The organism is Candidatus Cloacimonas sp. (assembly GCA_039680785.1).
Taxonomy (GTDB): domain Bacteria; phylum Cloacimonadota; class Cloacimonadia; order Cloacimonadales; family Cloacimonadaceae; genus Cloacimonas.
The window spans coordinates 1-8,779 of the sequence record JBDKSF010000117.1; the positions used below are offsets into that span (position 1 = coordinate 1).

At 37.0% G+C, this 8,779-nt stretch carries 9 protein-coding genes and 2 rRNA genes; 5 read left to right on the forward strand and 6 right to left on the reverse strand.

The features are described 5' to 3' along the window. From hcp to ABFC98_08330, 3 genes are all read right to left on the reverse strand, one after another. Nucleotides 1-1,623, reverse strand: a 1,623-nt coding sequence (hcp, locus tag ABFC98_08320; GenBank protein MEN6446027.1) for a hydroxylamine reductase, incomplete at its 3' end; no start/stop codon positions are given. Nucleotides 1,624-1,645: 22 nt separating this feature from the next. After that, the gene (locus ABFC98_08325) at nt 1,646-1,963 is read right to left on the reverse strand and encodes a cupin domain-containing protein (GenBank protein MEN6446028.1); all 318 of its coding nucleotides are present in this window, start codon (nt 1,961-1,963) and stop codon (nt 1,646-1,648) included. Nucleotides 1,964-1,980: 17 nt separating this feature from the next. Next, nucleotides 1,981-2,586, reverse strand: a complete 606-nt coding sequence (locus tag ABFC98_08330) for a TetR/AcrR family transcriptional regulator (GenBank protein ID MEN6446029.1) — start codon at nt 2,584-2,586, stop codon at nt 1,981-1,983. 230 nt (nt 2,587-2,816) lie between these two features. On the opposite strand from ABFC98_08330, the gene hydE reads away from it, so the two are divergent. The 5 genes from hydE to ABFC98_08355 all read left to right on the forward strand — a co-directional run bounded on the left by hydE (nt 2,817) and on the right by ABFC98_08355 (nt 7,214). Then, a complete protein-coding gene (gene hydE / locus ABFC98_08335; protein MEN6446030.1) occupies nt 2,817-3,875 on the forward strand; it encodes a [FeFe] hydrogenase H-cluster radical SAM maturase HydE in 1,059 nt (352 codons plus the stop codon). A 541-nt stretch (nt 3,876-4,416) separates the two neighbouring features. Then, complete coding sequence (locus ABFC98_08340; protein ID MEN6446031.1) at nt 4,417-4,740, forward strand: YbaB/EbfC family nucleoid-associated protein; 324 nt, start codon at nt 4,417-4,419, stop codon at nt 4,738-4,740. Continuing rightward, nucleotides 4,741-5,340 carry a recombination mediator RecR gene (gene recR, locus ABFC98_08345; protein ID MEN6446032.1) on the forward strand — a complete coding sequence of 200 codons (600 nt, stop codon included), beginning with the start codon at nt 4,741-4,743 and terminating at the stop codon, nt 5,338-5,340. It abuts the gene before it with no gap. A gap of 1 nt (nt 5,341) precedes the next feature. After that, nucleotides 5,342-5,944 (forward strand): riboflavin synthase, encoded by a 603-nt coding sequence (locus tag ABFC98_08350; GenBank protein ID MEN6446033.1) that lies wholly within the window; start codon nt 5,342-5,344, stop codon nt 5,942-5,944. Further along, nucleotides 5,931-7,214 carry an Ig-like domain-containing protein gene (locus ABFC98_08355; GenBank protein ID MEN6446034.1) on the forward strand — a complete coding sequence of 428 codons (1,284 nt, stop codon included), beginning with the start codon at nt 5,931-5,933 and terminating at the stop codon, nt 7,212-7,214. The genes ABFC98_08350 and ABFC98_08355 overlap by 14 nt, the downstream gene beginning before the upstream one ends. 141 nt (nt 7,215-7,355) lie before the next feature. Here ABFC98_08355 and ABFC98_08360 read toward each other — a convergent pair whose 3' ends face one another. The 3 genes from ABFC98_08360 to ABFC98_08370 all read right to left on the reverse strand — a co-directional run. Continuing rightward, on the reverse strand, nt 7,356-8,060 hold the full coding sequence (locus tag ABFC98_08360) for a hypothetical protein (protein MEN6446035.1): 705 nt from the start codon (nt 8,058-8,060) through the stop codon (nt 7,356-7,358). A 157-nt stretch (nt 8,061-8,217) separates the two neighbouring features. After that, a 5S ribosomal RNA gene (gene rrf / locus ABFC98_08365) occupies nt 8,218-8,334 on the reverse strand. 126 nt (nt 8,335-8,460) lie between these two features. Beyond that, a 23S ribosomal RNA gene (locus ABFC98_08370) occupies nt 8,461-8,779 on the reverse strand; the annotation flags it as partial.

The following is an 8,779-nucleotide window of genomic DNA, read 5'->3' on the forward strand; positions in this document are numbered from 1 at the left end:
ATCACTTTCTGCATCTGTGATTGGTTGCAAATTGAATGTCTCAATTATCACTTTTGCCACATTAGGCGACAAAAATCCAGGCAGAGTTGGACCCAAACGAATATTTTTAAAACCAAGATAGAGCAATGCCAATAGCACTGCCACAGCTTTTTGTTCATACCAGGCAATATCAAACGAGATAGGAAGCTTATTTACATCATCCAGTCCAAACGCTTCTTTTAGTTTCAGTGCGATAACTGCCAAAGAATAAGAATCATTACACTGTCCAGCATCCAAAACTCTGGGAATTCCGTTAATATCACCCAAAGGAAGTTTTATATAACGATATTTGGCACATCCGGCAGTTAGAATAACAGCATCTTTCGGAAGTTTTTCCGCCACTTCGGTAAAATAATTACGGCTGGGCATTCTTCCATCGCATCCAGCCATAACCACAAAGCGTTTTATGGCTCCACTTTTAACCGCTTCAATAATTTTATCTGCCAGTCCCAAAACTGTGTCGTGGGCAAAACCACCTATAATTTCACCGGTTTCAATTTCTTTCGGGGGTTGGCATTTAAGAGCTCGTTCAATTATAGGCGTAAAATCTTTTGCTTTGCCATTTTCTCTTTCGGGGATGTGAACGGCATTTGGATAATTTACCATACCAGTTGTAAACAATCTATCCAGATAAGTATTTTCTTTGCGTAAAGGCACCAGGCAGTTAGTAGTCATTAAAATGGCTCCGTTGAAGCTTTCAAAATCCTCCAATTGATGCCACCAAGAACTTCCATAGTTACCAATAAAATGTTTGTATTGCTTAAATGCAGGATAATAATGAGCTGGAAGCATTTCTCCGTGAGTGTAAACATCCACACCCTTTCCTTCAGTTTGTTTCAACAATTCTTCCAGGTCTTTCAGATCGTGACCGCTAACCAAAATGCCAGGTTTATTATTTACGCCCAGCTTAACTTTGGTGGGTTCAGGGCTACCGTATGTCTTTGTATTTGCTTCATCCAGTTTAGCCATTATTTTAACGGCATTTTCGCCTGTCTTCAAAACTAATTGGATTAGTTGATCAACGCTTAAAGTATCATCCAAAGTTGCGGCCAGAGCTTCCATTACAAACTTATTCACTTCCTCATCTTGATAACCCAAAACAGCAGAATGTTCACCATAAGCACAAATTCCTTTCAGTCCGTAAATAATTGTTTCCCGCAAAGAACGGATATCCTCATTCTCAGTTTTCAGCACGCCCACTTTTTTGGCAAATTCATCATATTCTTCTCTTTTTAGCTGAAAGGTTACCGCTTCTGGACAGGTCTCACATTTTCCGCCCATCAAATCACATAGTTCTTTTTTGCGTTTATCGCGCAAGGCCAATGTCTGTTCAATAGTGTCTCGAACCTTATCTTCATCCCAATTTGTGTTAGTTATGGTCTTAAAAAGGGCACCCATCACAAAAATAGAATCTTCAGGATAATATCTACCTTTTTCTTGAAGGTGAACTGAAGCATAAGCAAGACCCTTTAATCCAAATATTAAGAGATCAAATAAATTGGCAAGGGTTTCACTTTTCCCACAAACCCCGCGAACAGTGCAACCAAGATTGCGTGCGGTTTCTTGACATTGATAACAAAACATACTCATTTCATTTTCTCCTTTTTTATGGTTTTGGCATTTTTATTACAAGTAATCTTAAAACACTATTCCCTTCGTTAATAACGCCGTGAGGAATATTTTTCGGACTTTCAATTAAAGTATCCTTTGGAAAATTTTGTTTTTCTTCTCCCATTTCCAAAGTAGCTGTTCCTTCCAGAACATAAAAGGCCACATTCACGGGAGTGATATGTTTTTTCAAATGTGCCCCGGGAGCTAAGTTTAGATGAACTATTTCTCCTTCAGGCGCGTCATAAATTTTGGTTCCTTTAATGCCATTGGCATTTACTTTGGGCTCTACTTCTTGCCAAGTTCGGTTTTGCATTTTTTACTCCTTGTGTTTTATTCTGTTATGGTATCTTTTTCTTTTATTGATATTAGTTTTAGGATGGACTCAAACAAATCAGAACCCTCTGTGGGAAGGTCAAAAGCTCCATCCGATAAATTCCACTGCGTAATAGTAAACCTCATAGAGCCAATAATGAGTCGGAATAATTGAAGCGAGGATATATCCTTTCTGATGATTCCATCTTTTTGTGCCTGAATAAGATAACTTTCCATTGCCTGTTTATGTTTATGCATAATACACTGAAACTGACCTTTAAAAGTTGGGTCATTCTTAAACAATTCTTCCGAAAACATAACTTTAGCCAAATCAGGATTTTTGCCGAAAAGAATGTATCTATCTTCTACAAATTTTCTTATGTTTTCCAGAGGAGCATTGTTTGATTCATAAATTTCATTTAGAACCCGGGTGGATAATTCCTCAAAATAGCTCAAAATCATTGTAACGATTTCTCGCTTACTCTTAAAATGCCTGTATAAAGCAGCTTCAGTTACTCCGATTTTGGTGGCTAAATTTTTGATGGTTAATTTTTCATAACCTTGATTAGCAATAATGGCTATGGCTGCTTTCAATATATCTTTCTGTCTGACTGTAAGTTCCATTATAATTTCCTTATGTTAGTAAGCATTCACATACCAATATAATCAATTTCGCTTGCTTGTCAAGAACTTTTTTAGTAGGATATGGAAAAAGGAGCGGATAAATGCCAATATCTCTCTGTATAACAATATGATATGAAATTTATGTTGCTTCAGTGTTTTTGTGGAATCAATATCCTTTATTTGCCAAACGACAAAGATGGATTAGTATATATTGTAAATAGGAGAAATGTATGCGACCAGATAAAAAGGAACTAATGGAGCTTCTCTCCACAAAAGGAGAAGAGAATCTTGCATCTTTATATAAAAGAGCTTACGAGATCAAAAAGCAGTTTGTAGGAACCACCGTTTATTTAAGGGGTTTAATAGAGCTAAGTAACATCTGCTCAAAGAATTGTTATTATTGTGGAATTCGCAGTGGAAATAAAGAAGTCAATCGTTATCAGATCAGTTTCCAAGAGGCAATGGAAGAAGTCAAACTCTGTATCGATTTCCATTATGGATCAATAGTTATCCAAGCAGGGGAACGAGAAGATAAACCCTGGATCGATTTTATTACCAAATTGGTAAAAAGCATCAAGGAATTGTCGGATAATAAGCTTGGCATAACCCTTTCGCTGGGAGAACAGGAATTAGAAGTTTATCAGCAATGGTTTGAGGCCGGAGCTCATCGTTACTTATTACGCATAGAGACATCCAATCCAGAATTATACAAAGCCCTCCACCCGGCCAATCACAGTTTTGCTCACCGACTAAATTGTTTGCATCTTTTAAGGCAATGTGGTTATCAAGTTGGGACAGGAGTTATGACAGGTCTGCCGGGTCAAACCATTGAAGATTTAGCCAATGACATTCTTTTTTTCTCTGATGAAGATATAGATATGCTGGGGATGGGTCCTTTTATACCGCATCATAACACGCCTTTTAAGAATTTGATAGATAGTTTTAACCCTACGGAAGCATTGAATTTGGGGTTGAAAATGATCGCTGTTTGCCGCATAACCTTACAAGATGTCAATATTGCATCCACAACAGCTCTTCAGGCACTTCATCCGGAAGGGAGAGAATTAGGGCTGAAAGCCGGGGCAAATGTTTTAATGCCAAATATTACGGATACTAAATATAGAAAAGGTTATCAGCTTTACGAAGGCAAACCGGGACTTAATGAAACTGCCATCCAGTTTCAGAAAGAATTGGAAAAACACATTTATGCCATCGGAGAAACAATTGGCTATGATAAATGGGGCGATTCCCATCATTTTTTCAAACGGAAAAACGAAAAAACATTATGATGCCAGGATAATTGACAAATGCCACCTTGATAAAATGGAAAAGATGTATTGATCATTTAATAAATACCTACTGTAAACGCCTAAACTGGAATCAGGCAATTGGTCTGTCGTTGCCTTCTTAAACTTCAGCGATCTTTTCACTAACAAAACAATTTGCCAATCTCCTTTGTTTTTTGTCCCTGCCTTTGGTATTAGCTAATTGCTTATGGCACAGAGGATTCTCTTATGACCCAGTAACACTGCCGTAACAATGCTGTTATCTCGTTACGGAAATGTTACTGAAGCGTAACTGCAACACAAGGTGATAATGCCTGTAGTGAGATAGAAAATTTCAGCATCCTGAAAGTATGGTAGAAAAGAGCGATTCGATATCCACCTTAAATAGATAAGATGAACTTATGAAAGAGTTTCAGAAATACAAAAAACAAAAATAGACAACAGTAGGTTTTACTGTGGCTTTTTCAACCCCAAAAAATGTTTTTCTTGACGAATAAACTAAATCGTAAGAAAGAGAACAAAACTATATACTAAGGAGTGATATATGCTTCCCGGTGGAAAAAATATGCAACAAATAATGAAACAAGCCCAAAAAATGCAGGCAGAAATTATGAAACAACAAGAAGAAATGGCTAAAACAGTTTATTCTGCATCCGCGGGCGGTGGAATGGTTACAATTGAAATGAACGGTCAGTATGAAATTGTATCCTTGAAAATAGATCCTCAGGTTGTTGATCCTGAAGATGTGGAAATGCTGGAAGACCTTATTACGGCAGCAATTCAAGAAGTTATAAATAATGTAAATGAAGCATCCAGTAGTGCAATGAGCAAAGTTACCGGTGGTATGAATTTTCCCGGTATGGGTTAAATGATCTTTTCGGAAAATTTAGAAAAATTAATTCAGTCCCTAAACCGTTTTCCGGGTATTGGCCGAAAGTCCGCTCAGCGTCTTGCTTGGTATTTGGTTTCTCAGGATAAAAATTTCGCTCTTGAGTTGGCAGATACCATTAAAACAACCGTAGAAAGTTTTAAGATATGTAGCAAGTGTAATATGCTTTCCGAAACGGATCCCTGCCCTTTTTGCACTTCTTTGGACCGACTGGACAGCCGTCTTTGTGTAGTGGAAAATAGTTCTGATATCCAGATTCTGGAGACAATGAATGAATTTAACGGTAGATATTTTGTTTTAGGACATCTCCTTTCGCCCTTGGATGGCTACGGACCTGAACAAATAAATACCCCTATGCTGCTAAGAAGGATCGATGTCCTGCATCCGGAAGAATTGATTTTAGCCCTGAAACCCTCTGCGGAAGGTGAAACTACCATCCATTTTCTCTGGGAATTGTTGAAAGATTCAAACATTAATATTACTCGTCTTTCAACTGGTATACCCTTCGGAGCAGAATTGGAATATAGTAATTTAAACACTTTAGCCAACGCTTGGAAACGCAGATATACTGTTCAATAAAATGTTTACTGGCATCATAGAAACAACTGGAAAAATTGCAGGAATCCGTCCTGATAAGGGAAAACGCAATTTTAGCATCTGCAAACCGGCCATTTTTGATGACTTGAAAATAGGTTCCAGCGTTGCCTGTGATGGTATTTGCCTTACTGTTATTGGCTTCGATCCTAAATATTTTACGGTCGAGATAATGAATGAAACACTGGAAAAAACCACCGCTAAGAATTGGACTATTGGCGATACATTAAATCTGGAACGAGCGCTAAAACTCAATTCCCGTTTGGATGGACACCTTGTGCAAGGGCACATAGATAGAACTTTGCGTTTGCTAACGCTTTTGAATATTAAAGGAACGAACTATCTGCGTTTGGAAATGCCCCATAAAGAACGAAATTTGATGGCTCCCCAAGGTTCTATTGCCCTCAATGGTGTAAGTTTAACTATAGCGGATATATACAGCAATTATTTCAGTGTTGCTTTAATTGGACATACTATTGAACATACAAATTTGAGCTCCCTAAAACCCGGTAATTTTGTAAATGTGGAATTCGATGTTATTGGTAAGTATATTATGAATAGCAAGGATATGTATAATGAGATTAAGTAAATTATTATATTATCTATCCTATCTATTTATACTATCGTTTATTATAAGCGGATGTGGAAATAAAAGAAATCCTACCGGAGGTCCTCAAGATATTGATAAACTTGCTGTGCTTGCTACTTCTCCTGTAGAATATGGGGATATTTCATCCGGATTACTTGAGATATCCTTCTCTAAACCGGTGGATAGAAATACTTTAGCAAATTCTATCTATATCTATCCTCCGGTCCCAAACAAAAAAATATCCCTCGATAGAGAAAACATTAAAATCCGTTTTTACGAGCCCTTAAAGCAAAATACAAATTATTTTATTACCCTAACTAAACGCCTTAAGGACTTGCGCGGCAATTCATTGGAAAGTAATCAAACTCTTATTTTCAGCTGTGGTAAACTTGCCACCAATCGTTTGGCTGGAACTATTGAATATGAAGAACCTACTGATAAAATTTTGCCCGTGGAATTATCGCTCTACTCACCCGATTCACTTTTGGTTTTAAACGGTATTCTTAAGGGCAATGTGTATGTTATTGATAACTTGAACCTGCAAAAACATATCCTGAGAACTTACATCGATAAAAATCTGAATGGACGCTATGACTTGGGCACGGAACCTTATTTTGAAGGAATATCAGCTGATTCATATCCAGCATCTTTAAATATAAGAATGGCTTATGCCGATACTACTCTACCTAAAATAAACAAAATAAAAGTTGTCAGTAACCGTGAGCTACTGATAGAATTAAGCGAAGATGTTGTTGATATTAGTAATATTAGCATAAAATCTAAAGAATCTACTTTACCTATATCATATCAATTATTTGAATTCAATAAAATTAGCTTGCTAACCGCTAAAATGGATAGCACGGATTATCAGTTAACCCTTACCGGTGTGAAGGACAGAAAAAATAACATCAGTAGTAAATTGGAAAGCAATTTTAAGGCAAAACCCGCTCCCGATACTTTGGCTCCACAAATTACTTTTACCAATCCTCGTAACGGTGCTTCTATAAATACTCTGTCTCCCATTCTGGAAATTCGCTTTGATGAAATTATCCCCAAAACCAATATCAAAGCAAAATTGTTGTGCGGGAATAAGGAAATACCGTTAAAACAATTAACCACTACTGGTTATATTCATCGTTTTCAACCAACTACAGAACTGGAGAACTATAAATCTCACATCCTGCTTATTACTACTGAAACGACCGATTTCAGTGGAAATCACTTAAAAAATAATTATGAACTTCAATTCCTGCCTATTTTAAGAAAATAAGTTTTACCTATCTATTTCTGAATGATCTGGGTTAACTCCTTGTTTATGTTTTCTATGGGATTTTGTATCGTATTATTTTGTGTGTAGTTAATTCTCAATTTGCCAATTTCATACTATCACATTGTAACTAAATTGCCTTTTCTATTTCTTTTCCTCTACTCCAAATAATTCTGGATTATCCTTGATAAATTGCTTATGCAAAGACCAAAAAGCTGAATCGTCTTCATTTCTTTTCTTCAAATGATAATATCCGATCACGGAAACTACAAGTGCACCAATAGTGTCAACAATCAAATCTTTCATCGTATCTTTTACTCCCAGACGAGTATCATAAAAACCGTAAATATCTTGCAGATTTCTTGCTTTTTGCATATCAAGCCCTAATATCGAATCAATGGCATACTCTATTATTTCCCACAAAGCACATATCATTATTCCAAAACAAAAACTAAAAAGCGCCATAAATTTCGGACTTAATTTCATATCTACCTTGTAATCTTTGTTCATAGAATAAATTAGAATAAATCCAAAATAAGTTAAAATTACTGCGGAAGCCGTATGCAACATCCTGTCCCACCAGCGATAACGATAAAAATAATGGTGTATCTCACCTAAATACATAGAAGCAAAAATAAACAGCAATATTATAATCTGAAATGAGGTAGGTATTTTAACATCAATCCTTCTCTCCAGAATTGAGGGTAACAGAAATAACAATAGAGTCATAACTGCCGACCAAAATGTTTCCCATTCTCTCAAATACAAATTGTAACCAATTACTAAGATAGTTAACAGAATAAAGAAATAACGCATATACTTCTCTAATTTACGAGCATCTATCTTCATTATTTTTCTCCCTTATGTTAGCTAAATACAAATCCATTTCTTTTAGTTATTGGCATTTGTCAAGTTAAAGATTGATGATGTCTTCAATGTTAATGGGATAGGTTGGCTTATTTTTTTCTTTTAGCAATTTTGTACAAGCTATAAAGAACGCCGTTAGCGATGGCGGTGACCTACTCTTCCACACAGTTGCCCATGCAGTACCATCGGCGCAGACAAGCTTAACTGCTGTGTTCGGAATGGGAACAGGTGTATCCTTGCTGCTATAACCACCATCGCTAACGGCGAAAAAGTTATTATAATGTTTGCTATATCCTTCTTTTGTTGATGTGCTATAGCTCACTCTGCTGTTAGCAATAGTTATCCGTGAGATGAGAAAGGGGATACATAGAATAAAATAAAATGATGAAAGTCAATCGAGTTATTAGTATTACTCGGCTTAACACATTGCTGCGCTTACACCTGTAACCTATCAAGGTTGTCGTCTCCACCCTCTCTATTGGGAAATCTTATCTCGGAGCTGGCTTCCCGCTTAGATGCTTTCAGCGGTTATCCGTACCGAACTTGGCTACCCGGCAATGCAATTGGCATCAATACCGGTACACCAGAGGTTCGTCCACATCGGTCCTCTCGTACTAAATGCAGTGCTCCTCAAATTTCCTACGCCCACGAAGGATAGGGACCGAACTGTCTCACGACGTTCTGAACCCAGCTCGCGTAAC